Source organism: Phyllobacterium trifolii, assembly GCF_014192095.1.
Taxonomy (GTDB): Bacteria; Pseudomonadota; Alphaproteobacteria; order Rhizobiales; family Rhizobiaceae; genus Phyllobacterium; species Phyllobacterium trifolii.
On record NZ_JACHXN010000006.1, the window covers coordinates 89,717 to 106,782 of the forward strand.

Annotated in this window: 13 protein-coding genes; 9 read left to right on the plus strand and 4 right to left on the minus strand. The window is 56.7% G+C overall.

The genetic code is table 11. From position 1 onward, the window contains the following. Positions 1-21: 21 nt before the first annotated feature. Together FHS21_RS10990 and FHS21_RS10995 are read right to left on the minus strand one after the other, a co-directional pair. Positions 22-4,017: a non-ribosomal peptide synthetase gene (locus FHS21_RS10990; RefSeq protein WP_112531134.1), complete on the minus strand. Its 3,996-nt coding sequence runs from the start codon at positions 4,015-4,017 to the stop codon at positions 22-24. Between the two features lie 39 nt (positions 4,018-4,056). Next, a complete protein-coding gene (locus tag FHS21_RS10995; RefSeq protein ID WP_112531133.1) occupies positions 4,057-4,260 on the minus strand; it encodes an MbtH family NRPS accessory protein in 204 nt (67 codons plus the stop codon). Between the two features lie 173 nt (positions 4,261-4,433). On the opposite strand from FHS21_RS10995, the gene FHS21_RS11000 reads away from it, so the two are divergent. The 7 genes from FHS21_RS11000 (at position 4,434) to fhuB (ending at position 14,038) form a co-directional block, all read left to right on the plus strand. Further along, positions 4,434-5,456 (plus strand): GNAT family N-acetyltransferase, encoded by a 1,023-nt coding sequence (locus FHS21_RS11000; RefSeq protein WP_112531132.1) that lies wholly within the window; start codon positions 4,434-4,436, stop codon positions 5,454-5,456. Continuing rightward, positions 5,453-6,865 (plus strand): MATE family efflux transporter, encoded by a 1,413-nt coding sequence (locus tag FHS21_RS11005; RefSeq protein WP_112531131.1) that lies wholly within the window; start codon positions 5,453-5,455, stop codon positions 6,863-6,865. The genes FHS21_RS11000 and FHS21_RS11005 overlap by 4 nt, the downstream gene beginning before the upstream one ends. After that, positions 6,862-8,046, plus strand: a complete 1,185-nt coding sequence (locus FHS21_RS11010; RefSeq protein WP_112531130.1) for a PLP-dependent transferase — start codon at positions 6,862-6,864, stop codon at positions 8,044-8,046. The genes FHS21_RS11005 and FHS21_RS11010 overlap by 4 nt, the downstream gene beginning before the upstream one ends. Positions 8,047-8,232: 186 nt before the next feature. Then, the gene (locus FHS21_RS11015) at positions 8,233-10,389 is read left to right on the plus strand and encodes a TonB-dependent siderophore receptor (RefSeq protein WP_162701998.1); all 2,157 of its coding nucleotides are present in this window, start codon (positions 8,233-8,235) and stop codon (positions 10,387-10,389) included. A gap of 10 nt (positions 10,390-10,399) precedes the next feature. Then, entirely contained in the window at positions 10,400-11,179 is a 780-nt protein-coding gene (locus FHS21_RS11020) for an ATP-binding cassette domain-containing protein (RefSeq protein WP_112531128.1), read from the plus strand. Positions 11,180-11,183: 4 nt separating this feature from the next. Then, positions 11,184-12,047 (plus strand): iron-siderophore ABC transporter substrate-binding protein, encoded by an 864-nt coding sequence (locus FHS21_RS11025; RefSeq protein WP_183661910.1) that lies wholly within the window; start codon positions 11,184-11,186, stop codon positions 12,045-12,047. After that, complete coding sequence (fhuB, locus tag FHS21_RS11030; RefSeq protein WP_183661912.1) at positions 12,044-14,038, plus strand: Fe(3+)-hydroxamate ABC transporter permease FhuB; 1,995 nt, start codon at positions 12,044-12,046, stop codon at positions 14,036-14,038. Before FHS21_RS11025 ends, fhuB begins: the two co-directional genes overlap by 4 nt. Here fhuB and FHS21_RS11035 read toward each other — a convergent pair. Beyond that, a complete protein-coding gene (locus tag FHS21_RS11035) occupies positions 14,025-14,543 on the minus strand; it encodes a sigma-70 family RNA polymerase sigma factor (protein ID WP_183661914.1) in 519 nt (172 codons plus the stop codon). The two genes, fhuB and FHS21_RS11035, sit on opposite strands and share 14 nt — an antisense overlap. 284 nt (positions 14,544-14,827) lie before the next feature. On the opposite strand from FHS21_RS11035, the gene FHS21_RS11040 reads away from it, so the two are divergent. Next, a complete protein-coding gene (locus FHS21_RS11040; RefSeq protein WP_183661916.1) occupies positions 14,828-15,391 on the plus strand; it encodes a methylated-DNA--[protein]-cysteine S-methyltransferase in 564 nt (187 codons plus the stop codon). A 39-nt stretch (positions 15,392-15,430) separates the two neighbouring features. Here the strand turns inward: FHS21_RS11040 and fae are convergent, their stop codons facing one another. Further along, on the minus strand, positions 15,431-15,970 hold the full coding sequence (gene fae, locus FHS21_RS11045; RefSeq protein WP_183661918.1) for a formaldehyde-activating enzyme: 540 nt from the start codon (positions 15,968-15,970) through the stop codon (positions 15,431-15,433). A gap of 386 nt (positions 15,971-16,356) precedes the next feature. On the opposite strand from fae, the gene FHS21_RS11050 reads away from it, so the two are divergent. Further along, positions 16,357-17,010: a TerC family protein gene (locus tag FHS21_RS11050; RefSeq protein ID WP_112531122.1), complete on the plus strand. Its 654-nt coding sequence runs from the start codon at positions 16,357-16,359 to the stop codon at positions 17,008-17,010. Positions 17,011-17,066 lie beyond the last annotated feature (56 nt).

The window sequence follows — 17,066 nt, forward strand, 5'->3', positions numbered from 1 at the left end:
TTCCTTTCGGTGACGCGTTGGTCAAAGAGCTTCATTCAGCCGGTGTGCCAGCCGGCTGTGAAACGCCTGGGAGCCGATCACGTGCAGATGGTTGGTGCCGGAGATGATTTCCGCAGGGTTGGCTCGGGGGGAATAGCGGCGCCAGTCGATGAGATTGAGGCCCCGGTTCAGACTGTCATCGGCCGCCCAGGAGTGGATGGGCACATTGTGAGGCTGCAGTTGATGACGCCGGAAGATCAGGGCATTGTCGATCAGGATCCAGAATGTGTGTTCGCGACTGCTGATATCGGGACCATCGGTTGGAAGTTCATCCTTCTCGTCGCCGACGAAACGCAGGAACTGGTCATAAGTATCCGAGTCCATGACACCAAGCAGCCGGTCCCATTCTGCGCGCATCGCGGTCTGCGATAGCCACTCCTGCACCATCTGGTGCAACTGGTCGCGCTCACCCGGCTTGAATCGGGGCGTTGAGCCAATGGCGAATTCAGTTCCGAGGTCGCAAACGTCGACCATGGTGATCAGACGCAGATCGATCTCATCGCCGAGCCTGCGCGCCGCCTCATAGGCCAGCAAGCCGCCCCATGACCAGCCGAGGAAATAGCAAGGTTGGCCTTTGCTGTGGCTTCTGATGTAGTCGACATAACTCTCTATGATCTCATCGACCGAGGCACCAATCTGCTTCTGCTCGGAGAGCGAATAGCAGATGAAGCCGGTCGCGGGCTGGTCCGCTCCGAGATAGTCGACCAGCTTGACATATTCGCGCGTGCTGACCAGCAGACCCGGGAAGCAATAGAGCATGGGCTTTGTGCCCGAAGCGCGCAGCACAATCACCTCGCTTCCGGCCTGATCGTTGCCCGCTTCGATGACTTTGGCGAAGGAGCGGATTGTCGGATTGTTGAAGAGATCGGCAATTGTCGTGCGGTTCTGCGGCTGGCGTTGACGTAACGCGGAAAGGATCCGGATGGCGCCCAGCGAATTGCCGCCGATGGCAAAGAAATTGTCCTCGACGCTGATTGGGCTGATGTTCAGGATCTGTTGCCAGATATCGAGAACTTCTGCTTCCATCGCGTTCTGAGGCTCGATGATCGTTCGCTTGAGGGGCGTTGGCGCAGGGAGTGCGAAGCGATCGAGCTTGCTGTTCGGATTGATCGGCATGCTCGTGAGAGAAACGATCGCAGAGGGAACCATATAGGCGGGCAAGGCACGCTCGAGTGCCGAATGAATATCGGCGATCTCCAGTTCCCGTCCCTGTTTCGGCACGACATAGGCGACGAGCATCTTCTGCTTGGTCGCTTCGTCATCGCGCAGAACGACGAGCGCTTCGCCAACGCCTTCTTGTTGCAGCAGGCCAGCTTCGATCTCGCCGAGTTCGATGCGATAGCCCCGCAGTTTCACCTGATGGTCAACGCGGCCGACAAATTCCACCGTGCCATCCTCGCGCCAGCGAGTGAGATCGCCGGAACGATAAAGGCGCCCGCCTTCCTTTGAAAACGGGTCGGGAATGAAGCGGTCGGCGGTAACGTCGGGCTTGCCGATATAGCCACGGGCCATGCCTTCGCCGGCGATGTAAAGCTCCCCTGTCACTCCGATAGGGCAGGGGTTCAAATCAGGGTCGAGCACATAGACACGGCGATTGCCAACCGCGCGACCGATTGGCGCGTAAGTCCCTTCGAACTTCTGACCAGCCCGCACTTTCCAGACCATCGGCGTCATGATGGTTTCGGTGGGGCCATAGCCGTTGATCAGCCATTCCGACTTCAACGCTTTCGACAAAAGATCGAAAGTCTGCTGGGCGAGACCCTCGCCGCCGAATGAATAGAGCCGCATCGGGGGCGCGCTGTCGGTGAGATCAGCCCATTCGGCCAGCTGCTGGAGGTAGGTTGTTGGAATGCTGGCATTGTTGGCACCATGCTTGCGCATCGCTGTCAACGTTTCTTCCGGGGTCCATAGTGGCTGGTCGGGAAGGATAATACTGCCGCCCTCCATGAGCGGATTCATCCATCGTTCGTGCCCGCCATCGGAACTGAAGGGCAGAAATGGCAATTCGCGCGATAGCTCGCTCATGCCATAGACACGGGAAGTATTCTGCATGTGGTGCGTCAGGGGGCCGTGTTCGACGGCCACTCCCTTGGGAAGTCCGGTCGAACCGGACGTGTACATAATATAGGCGAGCTGGTCCTTGTGAACCTGCACATCAGGGGCTGTGTGGGGTTCCTGGCTCAGGTCAAGTTTGTCCAGCTCCAGAATGATGGCATCAAGTCCATCGGGGATGCGATCGAGCAGCCAGCTGTTCGTCAGAATTACCTTCACCCCGCCATCGTGCAGGATATGGTGATTGCGCGTTGTGGGATGATCGGGCTCGACCGGAATATACGCACCGCCCGCTTTCAGCGTTGCGAGTATGCCGACAATGGCCTCCGGCGAGCGCTTAACCGCGATGGCAACGCTTATGTCAGCACCAACACCGAGCTTGACCAAACGGTGTGCAAGTCTGTTGGCGCTCTGGTCGAGTCGGTCATGGCTCCAGACTTCGTCGGCATAGATGATGGCTGTCTTGTCCGGCGTGCGTGCCGCATGGGCAGCAATGTGTTCATGCACGGGACGATCGTCATTGACGCCGGTATCCTCATAGGGAGCGGACAGGATGTCGAGTTCGTCCTTGGCAATGAACTGGATATCCTTGATCCGGATGTCCGTCCCACCGATGGCTTGGGCCAGGATCCGGCCAAAATGGATAGAGGCCCGCTCGATCAAGCCCGGTTCGTAGATATCCTCCGCATAGTCGAACAGCGCATCCAACCCACCCGATTCATTAGGTGAAACAACGAGCGCAAGCTCGATATCGGAACGTGGGGCGAGGGTAAACGACGAACCCGGCGCGAGACCGGATTGGATGCGGGATTCGCGGAACTCGAACAGCGATTTTACTATCGCATCCTGCTCCCGCTCCTCGTGTGTCTGGATTTCCTGCACCAGTCGCTCAAACGGAACCAGATTGCGCGTACCAGTTACAATTGCGGAATCCACCGCACGGCAAACATCGAGTACGCGTGCCCTGGAGGTCAGCTCGAGCTTGAGCGGCAAAATCTGTTCAACGCGGCAGACGATTTGCCCGCGTCCATCTGCGTCCCGGTTTGATAAAAGGGCACCGTGCTGCAAGCTGTAGTTGCCGCTGTAGCGGGCGAGGAGAACTGCAAATGCTGCGGACAGCACGAGATCTGCCTTCAGCTCGTGCTGCTTCGCGTAAAGCTTGACGCTGGTCCATAGCGTTGAATCGAGTTGGAACGGGCGGTGTTGGCGCTTGGCACCCGCATAGCCGATCGCGTTGAAACGTGTCGGCAAAGTCGTTGCGGTATATTCCTCGCCGATCAGATTGCGCCAATGCGCGAGCGCAGTGGTGAAATCGTTCGTCTCAAGCCACTCTTCTTCGCGGGCACCGTGCAACAGGTTGTCGTCAATGACCGGGGCCAGTGCCTCATTATTGATGAGCGCGATCAGATCCCGTTGCAGGATCGAGAGAGCGGCATCGTCGCAGACAATCGGATGCAGGACGATGGTCGAATTAAGCGTGCCTTGCGCCGTCACGATCAGCTGGCAGCGGGATGACACGCCGCTGAGCAAATCGAAGGGCCGGGAGATAAACTCGGCCTCGTGTTCTTCGGCTTCAACTGCTGTCAGAGGATTGCTATCGCTTCCAAGGGTCTCTACCGGAGGAACCTCGCTCACGTCTGAAAATTGTTCGATACGCCCGCCGGCGAAACGGCAAAAACGTGTGCGCAAAGCGCTATGACGTTTTGCCAGTTGCGCCAGGGCGTGCTGCAGCTGATCGAGTGTAACGGTGGAATGCCAGCGCAGGGTGAGAACCTGCAAAGGGAAAACGGTGCTGTTGCCGATCTGCTCGAGCGACCAGATGCGCTTTTGCGCAAGGCTTAAAGGAAAGCTGTCAGAGGCACTACGAGAAACGTCATCCACCACGACGGTATCGTTCGCCTGATTTGGTGCGAATAGCTTGTTCATATTTTCACCGGTCCATTATCTGAATTGTGAGCGTAGGGCTCAGGTCATGGCCCGCTGCAAGCCGAGCGGCCTTGGATCGATCCAGATTTCCTTGATCTTTTGCAGGCACTCGTCACGCGTGCCGCTGACCGGTTCCTTGCTCCAACCGACAGGCAGCGCCTTGTCGTCAGCCCAGACGGAATAGCGGTCTTCCCGGTCGCGAACGACACTCCAGGTTTCTGGCAATAGATTTTCTGCCGACATCGTGCAGGCTCCTGAATAGACAAACATGATCAAGAGACGGACGAGGTCGCCTGCAATTTAAGCGAGAATGGAGAAAAATTTTTCAAAGATTGGGCTAAATCGATGCCGGCTCATTACGTCTCTGTAGCAAAAGCCGCGCGTAACAACCGCGGCGTGATGCTGCGGAGTGTGCCATGACCCTCATATCCAACCTTGCCAAAGAAACACGCGTCGAGCGGTTTCCCCCGTCATTCCGTTTCCTGAAAACGGCCGCACAGCCAACGCCGGAGACATTGCAGGTTTCGACCGCCAGCGGCGTCTATACGATCTCGGTGCAGACGACACCGGAAGGGTTGAGGCTTGGTCTGCGGGAGATCAAGGTGTCCGACGCAATCCCGGTTTTGTCGTCGGCCATCGAATTCATGACCGCGCAGTCACGCGATACCGGGATGATCGAGGTCGGCAATATGCCGGCATCCGACTTCCCGCTCGGCACATTTGACGGTGATCGCCTGCTGATCGATCCGCGATCATTCTGGCAATGGCCGGCGCCATGGATTGCAAAGCCGGCTTATCCAAATCCCCAAGTGCATGTCTTGAGCAATGGACAATACCATCCGAAACGGCCGCGAAAGCCAGCAGGCGTTGTCTACGACCGTTATATTCCATGGCTCGACCAGAGCCTGTCGTTTCGAATCGCCGACCCCAACGCAGATCTCGAGCATTTCCATCGCTGGATGAACGACGAACAGGTCAATGTGATCTGGGAGGATGGCGGTGACAGGCAGAAGCACGCGGCTATCCTCGAAGAGCGCCTGAGCGATCCGCACATGCTGGCGCTGATCGGCTGTTTCGACGGTGTGCCATTCGGTTATTTCGAGGTCTACTGGGCCAAGGAAAACCGCCTCGGGCCCTATTATGATGCGCAGGACTATGATCGCGGCTGGCATGTCGCTATCGGCGAACCGGCCTATCGCGGCAAGAAATGGATCACCGCGTGGCTCCCGTCATTGATGCATTTCATCTTTCTCGATGATCCACGGACGCAGCGCATTGTCGGCGAGCCGCGCGCCAGCCACGAGCAGCAGATCCGCAATCTTGACCGCTCGGGCTTTGCCAAGGTCAAGCACTTCGACTTCCCCCATAAGCGAGCATTGCTGGTAATGTTGACGCGGGAGCGTTTCTTTGATGATCGTTTCTGGGTTCCGGCACCATGAGGGTGAAGTCAAAGCGGGCCTATTTCGCACCTGATGATCTGAATGATCCGGCACTGACCCGTCTGATCTTCCGGCTTGGCATGCCTGCGGTTGCAGGCCTGTCGATCAATGCCGTCCATCACACGATCAATATGGTCTTCGTCGGCATGATCGGTAGCCATGAGATCGCAGCGATCACCGTTGTCCTGCCAATCCTGATGATGGTCGGAGCAATCGGCGAGGGGCTTGGCGTTGGCGTCGCCACAGCCGTCGGCCGTGCGCTTGGTGGCGGCGATCCGCAGCGGGCCAGCATTACGGCGTCAACGCTCGTCATGCTGGCGATACCGCTCGGGCTCGTGCTGACGGTAGCAATTCTCCTCTTCAAGCGGGAGCTGCTCGTCCTCTTTGGCGCCAGCGAAGCCATCCTGCCATTGGCCGAGCACTATCTTGCGATCGTCGCCTTTTCGGTGACGCTGACCATGCTGCAGATACTTTCGGATTTTATCGCCATTTCAGAGGGCAACACGCGATTCAGCATGTGGACGCTGATGGGCTGTTTCGCCCTCAACATCGTCCTCGATCCAATCATGATCTTCTGGTTCGATTTCGGGCTGGCGGGTGCGGCAGTCGCGACCATCATATCGCAGATTGCAGCGCTCGGTGCCTATTTCCTCTACTTCCGCAGGCGAATCGGGACCTTGCACATAGCTGCGCGGTTCATGGCACTCCGCGTTGATGTTCTCAAGCCGGTCCTTCTCATCGGATTGCCGGTAACGCTCACAAGCATGTTGAGCAGTATCAGCTTCGCTCTGCTCTTCACTTTCGCCGGATTCTATCGCGGGGACGACGGCATTGCCGGGGTCGGTATTGCAATGCGCGTCCTGACCCTCGGCATGCTGCCGATTGTTGGCCTCTCGCTCGGCGGGCAGGCGGTGTTGAGCTTCGCCAGCGGCTCGAAAAATCCCGCTCGGTTGCTCTCGGCATCTGGAACGCTGCTTGTGCTCACGTCCATGTTTGCCGTCATATACGGTCTTGGCGCCGTACTGCTGCGCTATCCGGTCGCCGCGATTTTCACGAATGACGTCGAAATCGCAAATATTGCGGCACAGACGCTCGTCCTCACGCACATTCCGTTCGTTTTCTTCGGCGCAAGGCAGATACTGCTAGTACTCCTGCAGGCCCAAGGCCGGGCGCGTCTGGCGGGATTTATCAGCGTTGCGCAGAACGGCTATTTCCTCCTGCCGCTGCTCTTCATCCTCCCGCACTGGTTTGAATTTGAGGGAGTCCTGGCCAGCCTCTTTCTTGCGCCAGCGCTAACTGCACTCATGTCATTGGGCATCCTTGTCATGACCCTGCGCCAGCTCCGTAACCATTCGTCATCCAATCCGATCACCAGTTTCAACAGCATCGTGTCTGAGAGGGCCTCATGAACAAAGCCATGCCACCGCAAGAATTCAATGCCGAAATGCCGGACGATCTGTTTTCGCCTGCCGACGATGCTGCGTTCAATGCGGTTTCGCCGCCGATATTCCAGACCTCCCTGTTCACCTATGACACCTATGAGGCCATGGAAGATGTCTTTGCCGGGCGGTCCCGCAACTATATCTACTCGCGCGGCGATAATCCTACCGTGCGGGAGTTCGAACTGCTTACGGCCCGGCTGGAAGGTGCCGAGGATGGACGTGGTTTCTCGAGTGGAACGGCAGCAATCACGGCCACGATCTTGAGCCTTGTCGAAGCTGGCGATCGGGTCGTTGCTGTCCAGCATCTCTACAATGATATCTACCGGCTTTTCGTCAAGCTGCTCGCGCGTTTTGGCGTCACGGTATACTTTGTCGATCCGTCCAATCATGACGAAGTCCGTGCTGCCTTGCCCGGCGCGAAACTGCTCTACCTGGAAAACCCGACATCGATGGTTTTCGAACTGCAGGACATCGAAGCTTTGACGACGATGGCGAAGGAATACGGCGTTACGACTGTCATCGACAATTCCTGGGCAACCCCGCTGTTTCAAAAGCCGATCCAGCATGGCGTCGATATCGTCATTCACGCTGCGTCGAAATATCTTGGCGGCCACAGCGATACGGTTGCCGGCGTGGTTGTAGGTCCGCGTGATTTGATCGCCAAGATCAACAGCTCGACCTACCCGTATATCGGTGCAAAGCTCTCGCCCTTCGAAGCCTGGCTGCTCCTGCGCGGTATGCGGACATTGAAGGTGCGGCTGAAGGAACATATGCATAACGGGCTCGTGCTCGCCAAGCATCTTCAGCAACATCCGGACATTGCGCTCGTCCGTCATCCGGCTTTTTCCGACCATCCGGGCAAGAAGACGCTGACAGGTTTTTCCGGTCTGTTCGCCTTCGATCTGAGCCCCGATATTGATGTGGCGCGTTTCGTCAACGCTTTGCGCCATATCCGGCTTGGTGTCAGCTGGGGCGGACCGGAAACACTTGTGGTCCCTGCAAAGGCTGCGTTGCAAATTCCCGATCGCATTACCTCGTTCGTTCGTTTCGGCGTCAATCCGCAAACCATACGTTTTGCGGTCGGTCTCGAGGAGCCGGAAGTGATCTGGAGCGATATCCAGCAAGCGCTGCATGCTGCGCGTCTGTAGCATTGAGGCCACAGCCTCTTGCCGATTGGGCAGGGCGCGTCAAAAAAATCGGCATTTTACCGATCGCGCCTTGACTCACATAAGATGACAAATGTAGTCATCTTTAAACATGAGTACAGAACTCATGTAAATTATCAAGCAGAGTCAAGCTTTTACAAGGGGTGTGTCATGCGGGGATGCAGGGCAGTGATTTGGACCGAAGCCAGTTCATCAAGGCGGCAGCGTCGTGCCCGATTGCTGGTGACGACGTCGATTGCCGGGTTGATGATGGCAAATATCGCCGTTGCCCAGGAAGCGCCCTCAATCCAGCTGAACACCATTGTCATCGATGGCGATACCAGTCCTGTTGGCCCTGACAAAGGCTATATCGCCAAAAATACGATGACAGGTGCCAAGACCGACACGCCGATCCGTGAAATCCCCCAATCCATTTCTGTTGTTACCCGAGAGCAGATGGATGATCGGTTTTCAGAGCAAATCGAGGATACGATTGCCTACACTTCCGGCGTCACGGCCTCGCCCTGGGGCGTTGATGATCGCTTCGATCAATTCCTGATCCGTGGCTTTGACATTGGTCCATACGCTGTTTATCGCGACGGTCTGCCGCAAAAGGCCATCGACTTCTCTGGTTTCAAAGCCGAGCCATACGGCCTGGAACGAGTGGAGGTGCTCAAGGGACCGGCATCCGTCCTCTATGGCTCGAATGAGGTTGGCGGCATTGTCAACCTCGTGACCAAGCGGCCGACCCAGGACCCGCTTTACAGCGCCTATGCCAGCTACGGATCCTTCAACACCTATGAGACGGGGATTGATTTGGGCGGTCCGCTCGACAAGGAAGGCGTGTGGACCTATCGCCTGACGGGTCTTTTCCGCGATGGGCAGACCCAAACGGATTTTTCCAAGAACAACCGGGTGTTCATCGCACCCGCAATCACCTGGTCACCCAGCGCCGACACGTCGCTGACAATCCTCGCCAACTACCAGTGGGATAAACTGACGCCGAATACGTTCCTGCCAATCGCAAGTCCGGACTTCCCGAATATTCCGAAATTCTCTCGTAGCTTCACCACATCTGATCCGAATTTCGACCGCTTCGATGCAGACCACGGCTCCATCGGCTATGAGTTCGAGCACAGCTTCAATGAAGAATGGAAAATCTGGCAAAATCTCCGCTACTCGCAGCAGAACACAGATTACAGGCACCTCTACTATTCGAACATGATCGACGATGACACGATGGGTCGTACGGCCTTTACGGTTGACGAAACGGCAACACTCTTCAGCGTCGATAATGGAGTTCAGTATGATTATGAAGGCAAGCGCATCACGAACACCTTGCTGATGGGTTTTTCATACGACCGCCAGACTGTTGACGGTCAGAACGGGTTCGAGGCGGAAGGACCAAGCCTCAATATCAACGATCCGATATATGGTATCGATGTTCCCTCTCCCCCAATTTATGTCGATCGTCGCCAGACCGTCGATCAGATCGGACTCTACGCTCAAACCCAAACCAAATTTGACGATCACTGGTTGCTCACTTTGGGTGGACGCCAGTCCTGGGTGGAAGACAAGACCTTTGATCGCTTGAGCAATTCAACCAGCGAGCAATCTGACAGTGCCTTCTCTGGAAAGGTAGGTCTCGGATACTTGTTCGATAACGGCCTGACGCCTTACATCAGCTATTCCGAATCCTTCACACCAACCATCGGTCAAGGCTTCTCCGGTCAGTCATTCTCGCCTTCCGAGGGTCAGCAGTACGAAGCAGGCGTGAAGTATGAGCCGGACTATTTCCCGGGAACGGTCACCGGCTCGGTTTTCGAGATCACCAAGTCCAACGTGCTGACGCCAGACCCCGATAATCTAGGATTCGACGTTCAGACGGGCGAGGTGCGCCATCGCGGCTTCGAGCTCGAGACCGTCGTGAACCTCTTCCACGGTGTCAGCCTCACGGGCAGCTATACTTATCTTGATGCGGAAATCACATCCAGCAACGTCGACGGTGAACTTGGTAATCGGCCGGCGCTCGTGCCGGAACATCAAGCGTCACTCTGGGCGAAGTACACCTTCGAGAGCGGGGCATTCGAAGGCCTGAATATTGGTTCCGGCGTTCGCTATGTCGGTAGCTCCTTCGGTGATAACGCCAATCAGATCGAGGTCGGGTCCTATACTCTGGTCGATGCAGCTATCAGCTATGAGAAGAACGGCTGGAAGGGGTCGCTGAAGGCGAACAATGTGTTCGACAAAGAGTATTATTCGACCTGCGCTGGTGACAGTAGCAATACCAGTTGCATCTATGGCGAAGGGCGGGCCATCAAAGCGACGCTTTCGGCCAAGTTCTAGCGAGCATGTAATGAACGGATCCGCCTTTTCGTTGAATGGTATCGGTTACGACGTTGATGGACGGACACTGCTCCATCCATTGACGCTGGACATTCCACAGGGCGAGGTGGTCGGTATCCTTGGCCATAACGGGTCCGGAAAATCCACGCTGCTGAAGATACTGGCGCGTTTTCAGTCGCCAACGCACGGCAGCGTCGAATGTCTGGGGCAGGCGCTGGGATCGTTCCGGTCCAAGGAATATGCCAGGAAGGTTGCCTATCTGCCGCAACAGACTCCCGACACCGACGGCATGACCGTAAGGGAAGTCGTTGCTCTTGGCCGCTACCCCTGGCACGGAGCGCTTGGACGTTTCTCCAGCAACGACAGGGCCAAAGTTGGGGAAGCACTGGAGCTGACATCCATGACGGCGATGGCTGATCGTATTGTCGATACTCTGTCCGGCGGTGAACGCCAACGTGCCTTCCTGGCGATGCTGGTCGCCCAGGACACCGAGTGCCTGCTTCTTGACGAGCCGATCTCGGCTCTCGACATCAATCATCAGATCGAGGTGATGCGCCTGATTCAGAAGCTGGCGCACGACCACGGTCGGTCCGTGCTCATCGTTCTGCATGACATCAACATGGCAGCGCGCTATTGCGACCGGTTGATTGCACTTTCCGGCGGCAAGCTCGTGGCTCACGACGAGACCGAGACGCTTATTACTGCGGACAGGCTCGATGCGATCTATGGCGTGCGCATGGGGATATTCCGGCATCCGGAAACGCAAGCGCCCATCAGTTACGTCCTCTAAGCCAATGTCCCCGATACGCAGACGCGACTTTCTGTTTGGTGTGGCGGCAACGCTTGGTTGTTTGCCGGCAAAGGCGCAGGGCGCAAGTTCTGCTCCGAGAGTTGTTTCGCTGGACTATGGTCTGGCGCAGACATTGATTGAGCTTGGCGTGCCACCAATCGGACTGATTGACACGACGGGATGGGCGAACTGGACGGTGGAACCAGCTTTGCCGCCGAACGTGGCCAATCTCGGCTCCTCCCATGAGATCAACATGGAGCTGTTGCAGCTGTTGAGACCCGATCTGATTGTGTCGACGCCGTATCTTGAATGGGTCAGGCCCCAGCTGGAGCAGATCGCGCCGGTCAAATCGTTCCCGATACACGCACTCGGGTCATCACCGTTTCCCCATATCATTGACGCGACGCGGGAACTCGGCCGTGTGCTCGGGCGCGCGACAGAGGCGGAAGCGCTGATCGATAGCTCGGAGGTAAAATTGCGTGCAGCACGGGCGGCGACCAGCCATCTCGGAAAGGTCGCAGTCATCACGTTTATCGATGAACGCAATATCCGGATATATGGGCCCGGCGGCATTTTTCAGGATGTGTTCGATCGTCTTGAGCTGGAGAATGCCTGGACGCGGCCAACCAATGAATGGGGATTCGGCGATATCGGTATGGCCGATCTGTTTGATATTGGCGACGCGCGGCTTTTTTACATGGATCCAGTACCACCGGATGTGCTTGCAGACTTGCCGGGTAGTCCCCTTTGGCAAAGCATGCCGTTTGCGCAGTCAGGACATGCCCAGCGCATGGCGAGCGTTCTGATGTTCGGCACACTGCCTGCGGCAACCCGTTTTGCCCGATTGCTCGTCGAAGGCAGCGCATGAAACATATTGCTGCCCGTCCATGGTTCGCCACCGGCTTGTTGTGGTGCATCGCCGCCGCCATCGCTGCATTCAACCTCGGTCCGTTGATCGGCAGCACCGGAGTACGTGCTGTCTTTTCGCTGCCGTCAGTCGGTGACAGCCAGGCAGTCCTTCTGCACTATAGTGTATTGCCACGGCTGGTGATGTCTTGCGTCTGCGGCTTCGCACTAGGGTTATCCGGTGTTCTTTTCCAGCATGTGTTGCGCAACCCGCTCGCTTCACCTTCGACCTTGGGCGTGGAGGCAGGGGCCCAGCTCGCACTCGGTGTCGCGATGCTTTGGTTTCCGGCGCTTCTCGGCTGGAGCCGCGACACGGCAACGGCTTTTGGTGGCTTCGCCGCAATGGCCGTCGTCTTCGCCGTCGCATGGCGATTCAAGTTTCAGCCGATTGCCGTCATCCTGACAGGCCTGGTTACGGGCCTATACTGTACGGCAATCGTTACGCTGCTGACGCTGATGAACGACCATTATCTGTCAGGTCTGTTCGTCTGGGGTGGCGGATCGTTGAACCAGAACGACTGGCGCTCGGTTGCCGGACTTTTCCCGCAAGTTGTCGGCTGCACCGTACTTGCGCTGCTGCTGGTCCGGCAGTTGAGTGTCCTGACGCTTGGTGAGGCAGCGCAAGGTCTTGGAGTCAAACTGCAATTCGTCCGGGCCGCTGCACTGTTTGTCGCCGTGGCACTGACAACGTTCACGGTAAGCGCTGTGGGTGTGATCGGCTTTCTGGGCCTCGCTGCACCTGCGATCGCGAGGGCGGTTGGCGCCCGGCGGATCAATACCCGGCTCATTGTTGCTCCGCTCATCGGCGCTGCATTGCTGATCATCGTTGATCAGATCATGCAAATTTATACCGCAAAAACAGGAAGTTATGTTCCGACTGGTGCGGCGACTGCGCTGATCGGAGTGCCGGTACTTCTGTTCGTGATGTTGAAGCGTGGCGGTTCGCTGCAAACGGCGGTTCAAAGCGGATCGTCCCCCGCCGCAAGCAGTCGGCCCCTGATACTGATAGCGACGCTTGCCGGTCTTGTCTTGGCCGTTGCAATGGTCGCGATATTTGTCGGAAGGGGCGTCGACGGATCGTGGATAAGCAGCACTGGCGCGACACTGAAATTCCTGTTGCCATGGCGGCTTCCTCGACTCGTAGCCGCAACTTCCGCGGGTATCATGCTGGCGCTTGCCGGCAGCCTGTTGCAGCGTCTGACCGGCAACGCCATGGCAAGTCCGGAGGTTCTGGGTGTCAGTGCCGGAACGGCGTTCGGATTACTTTGTATCTTGTTCGTTGTATCAGAACCGACCATTAGCCATCGACTTGTCGGCGGTTTTTTGGGTGCCGGGACAGTTCTCGCTATCCTCTTCGCGATGAGCCGCGCGGCGCATTCCGGTAACCAGTTCCTGATGTTCGGTGTATCGCTGGGAGCATTTCTGACGGCGTTGATCTCCGTCGTCCTCGCCTCAGGCGACCCGCGGGCCCTGTCGCTGATCAGCTGGATGGCGGGCTCGACCTACGGGGTGAGTAGTGCCATGTCATTGATAATATCGGCACTGGCAATCGTTGGCGTCATCACGGTTATGCTCCTCGTTCGCCCGCTGCAACAATTCGCTTTGGGTGATTTATCGGCCCATTCACACGGCGTTGATGTGAAGAAGCTGCAGATCCTGATCCTTGCCGTAGCCGCGCTGCTGACAGCCTTGGCTACCCTGATAGTGGGTCCGTTGAGCTTCGTCGGCCTGATGGCTCCGCATCTCGCACAGCGGCTTGGGCTAACGCGCGGCCTGCTGCACCTGATAGGCTCGGCACTATGCGGAGCGATGCTAATGGCAACGGCCGACTTCATCGGCCGCACCGCCTATTTCCCGTGGCAATTGCCGACGGGGCTTGTCGCTACGCTGCTGGGCGGACCAGTGTTTGCGTTGCTACTTATCCGCGGCCGCCGTTTGTCTAAGCGGCATTAAGGGTTTGCTGACAAGCGCGGTGCGCGTCTTTGATCATGAAGTTGACGAGCGTTCTGGATACGCCCAATTCGTCCGCAATATCTTTCTGCGGAATGCCGTCGACGCGATGGCGGACAAATGCGTCCTGGGTGCGCTTCGGCAGAGTGTTTAATGAGTTCAGTACTTCCCACAGAGTTTCAGTGCTCACCAGACAGTCAAGCGCGCTGACACTCGGGGCAGGGATGGAATCCATACCGTCGACGGGTGTCATGTTGAGCTTTTCATAGGACCGTTTGCGGGCCTCGTCCAAAGCCAGATTGTAGACCATGCGGCAAGCATAGCCGACCGGACAACGGACGCAACTGGACTGCATGGTGCATGCCTTTATGACAGCATCATGAAATATATCTTCTGATTGCGTGCGGGAATGCAGAACGCCTTCAGCGATTTTCAAGAGCTTTGGCTTATATCGTATCAATACATCGACAAGAATATTGTCGTCATATAGATTTATTTCTTTTCTCATTTTGATATCTTCTTGATAGACGATTGCAATGAGGAATAAAATGGCTTTCGTCCGCGCATTTTTATTTAAAATGCCCGAGTAAAATTGCCAGCGATGTTGCGGGGATAGCTATAAAATAATATGATAAAACGAGTCAAGTTATTAAGTCAAAATAGTTAGATACTGCTCTCGCACATCTTTTCGACGACCTCCAACAACCTGGGACTCGCACGAAGCAGGAATCGGGTTGAATTCGCACACCGATTGCACGATTTTTATGGCAGTTGAAACGCGAGGGCGGTGCGATGGGCCAGACAGTGCAGCATTATCTTATCTTCGAAACCGCGGGTGGCTTCTGCGGTATCGCCTGGAGCGATATCGGGATCACACGCTTTCAGTTGCCGACAAAAAGTGCTGACGCAGCAGAACGGTTGCTGCTCCGCAGGCTACCTGGCGCTGAACCTGGCCAACCCTCTGAGCAAGTGCTTCAAGCCGTGGCCGCGGCAAAGCGCTATTTCGAGGGCGAAGAGATTGATTTTTTCGACTTCAAGCTCGATTTGGGCGAGCAGGACGGATTTTTCGAGCAAATCTATGCTGCTGCACGGGAGTTGGGTTGGGGCCATACGACGACCTACGGTGCCTTGGCCAAGCAGCTTGGCGCAGGACCGGAAGCCGCGCGTGATGTTGGCCAGGCCATGGCCAAGAACCCGGTGCCGTTGATTATTCCCTGCCATCGCGTATTGGCGGCCGGTGGCAAAGTCGGCGGTTTTTCCGCGCCCGGAGGCTCCGTCGCCAAGGCCCGCATGCTCGAGCTGGAGGGTGTTCGTTTCGAAACACCGCAACCAGCGCAGAAATCGTTTGGGTTCTAAGTAATCGGAGCCAGGCAGTCCGCGGGCGCCCCTGGCCGATCAATAATCGATGATGCCTTCCAGCGCGTAATGTTTGACCGTCTTGCGGTTGGCGATGAGTTCTTCGACCGTGGGTCTGCCGGTCATTGCCCGGGAAATTGCGAGCTTTGTTGCTTCGTAATTGGTACGGTAAAGATCCTTGTGGTCGAGATTTTCGTCCTCGACGCAGCGGGGATCGAGCCAAACGGTAATGATCATGCAGAGGTCATCGGCTTGATCGCGGGGGAGAATGTCTTCGATCAGACAGTCGACGATCGCATCGCCCATCGCCGCCTGGACGACCCCGCCAAGCAGTTCCGCATATGCCATGTTCTTGATCGTGACCTTGGTGGTCATCATTGTGGCCGGCCGTACCGCTTGGTTGAGATCCCGCACCACGAACATGCGTGTATGACCCTTGACCTGTCCCATCATCGACGCAAATGCCTGCCCGACCGGACCCCTGACCGAGCCGATGACAACCTCCGGCATGGCGTCGGTCACCTGACCCTCCGCAGCCAGAACCGTTGCTACACCCGTACGAAACCAAATATCAGTCATGTGCTTCCCTCTCGATTGCAGGCAGAACCTATCGGCATCCTCGGTACCGGTCCAGCGGACGAAAAGTCGCTCATTGCGCCGCGGCAATACTGCGTGTGAGTCGGATCAAACCTCAGCCACATTTCGATTCCGGATATTGCCCCCTTGAGTTCGCGGCGCGATTCGAATAGGAATGGCACATCAGGCCGGGCCCCTCTGGCAGTTCTTGGAGCTGCGATGTCGGACTGAGTGTTCAACTGGATGGCCTGGTTTCCTGGAATACAATCGACCGTAATTTTTTCACAGTTCAGTCCGCATTCCAAACGAAAGTGCAGATTGCCGTTGCTTTGTGATTTCGGATATTTCACGGAATTTGGGCGCCCCCAATTATGGAAAACGGGTACCACATGAGCGAACTTCTCAGTGCCAGCGCACTTTCAGCCCTACTCCAGGTCATCATGATGGATCTGGTCCTGGCTGGCGACAATGCAATCGTCATCGGCCTTGCCGCCGCTGGTCTACCAAAGGATCAGCGTGCCAAAGCCATTCTCCTCGGTATTATCGCAGCCACGGTGCTTCGTATCATTTTTGCGATCGCCACCACCCAACTGCTGCAGATCATTGGTCTGTTGCTTGCGGGCGGTATCCTCCTGCTTTGGGTTTGCTGGAAAATGTGGCGGGAGCTTCGCACCACCCATGCTGAAGAGACCGAAGCCAATGAGGCACTGCTACGGGGGGATATTGATGGTGACGGGAAAATTGCTGCGGGGGCTCCGCGCAAGACTTTCGCGCAAGCTGCATGGCAGATCGTCATCGCCGATGTTTCGATGTCGCTCGACAATGTGCTGGCTGTAGCCGGCGCAGCGCGTGATCACATTGAAATACTTGTCTTTGGCTTGATCCTGTCGATCGCCCTTATGGGTATTGCCGCAAGCTTCATTGCGCGCCTGCTCCAGCGTCACCGCTGGATCGCCTATGTCGGTCTGCTGATTATTCTCTACGTGTCGTTGGAGATGATCTATCGCGGAGCCAATGAGGTCTTCGCATACGCCAGCGTCTGATTGATTTGCCGGTGGCGCAATGCGCCGCCGGCAATTCGACTATTGGATTACGGCCC

What these genes read in the sequence shown, in the direction of transcription:
- FHS21_RS10990 (WP_112531134.1), bottom strand. Translation starts at nt 4,017, where the DNA reads ATGAACAAGCTATTCGCACCAAATCAGGCGAACGATACCGTCGTGGTG.
- FHS21_RS10995 (WP_112531133.1), bottom strand. Translation starts at nt 4,260, where the DNA reads ATGTCGGCAGAAAATCTATTGCCAGAAACCTGGAGTGTCGTTCGCGAC.
- FHS21_RS11000 (WP_112531132.1), top strand. Translation starts at nt 4,434, where the DNA reads ATGACCCTCATATCCAACCTTGCCAAAGAAACACGCGTCGAGCGGTTT.
- FHS21_RS11005 (WP_112531131.1), top strand. Translation starts at nt 5,453, where the DNA reads ATGAGGGTGAAGTCAAAGCGGGCCTATTTCGCACCTGATGATCTGAAT.
- FHS21_RS11010 (WP_112531130.1), top strand. Translation starts at nt 6,862, where the DNA reads ATGAACAAAGCCATGCCACCGCAAGAATTCAATGCCGAAATGCCGGAC.
- FHS21_RS11020 (WP_112531128.1), top strand. Translation starts at nt 10,400, where the DNA reads ATGAACGGATCCGCCTTTTCGTTGAATGGTATCGGTTACGACGTTGAT.
- FHS21_RS11025 (WP_183661910.1), top strand. Translation starts at nt 11,184, where the DNA reads ATGTCCCCGATACGCAGACGCGACTTTCTGTTTGGTGTGGCGGCAACG.
- fhuB (WP_183661912.1), top strand. Translation starts at nt 12,044, where the DNA reads ATGAAACATATTGCTGCCCGTCCATGGTTCGCCACCGGCTTGTTGTGG.
- FHS21_RS11035 (WP_183661914.1), bottom strand. Translation starts at nt 14,543, where the DNA reads ATGAGAAAAGAAATAAATCTATATGACGACAATATTCTTGTCGATGTA.
- FHS21_RS11040 (WP_183661916.1), top strand. Translation starts at nt 14,828, where the DNA reads ATGGGCCAGACAGTGCAGCATTATCTTATCTTCGAAACCGCGGGTGGC.
- fae (WP_183661918.1), bottom strand. Translation starts at nt 15,970, where the DNA reads ATGACTGATATTTGGTTTCGTACGGGTGTAGCAACGGTTCTGGCTGCG.
- FHS21_RS11050 (WP_112531122.1), top strand. Translation starts at nt 16,357, where the DNA reads ATGAGCGAACTTCTCAGTGCCAGCGCACTTTCAGCCCTACTCCAGGTC.